The sequence below is a fragment of the Pseudoalteromonas aliena genome (assembly GCF_038155085.1).
GTDB lineage: Bacteria > Pseudomonadota > Gammaproteobacteria > Enterobacterales > Alteromonadaceae > Pseudoalteromonas > Pseudoalteromonas aliena_A.
On the sequence record NZ_JBAKAU010000124.1, the window covers coordinates 1 to 229 of the forward strand.

The following is a 229-nucleotide window of genomic DNA, read 5'->3' on the forward strand; positions in this document are numbered from 1 at the left end:
ATAAAAGCTAATCTACTTTAGTAGCTGCAAAAATTCATATATATATTTCAATTGCTTTATTATCACCTACAGGAGTTACTATTCGCTCCTCTAATACGCGTTATAATTTAACCTGCAACGACATTGGGGTACTTTCTATTTCATATAAAAAAACGGTACCACCTTCTGCAAATTCAAACTTTCCCTTACGAGTGTGAGATGCTCCGGTATAGGAACGACTTGCAGCTCC

Annotated in this window: 1 pseudogene; it reads right to left on the bottom strand. The window is 36.2% G+C overall.

The features are described 5' to 3' along the window. Nucleotides 1–37 precede the first annotated feature (37 nt). A pseudogene (locus V6260_RS18785) lies at nt 38–229 on the bottom strand (sigma 54-interacting transcriptional regulator); the annotation flags it as partial.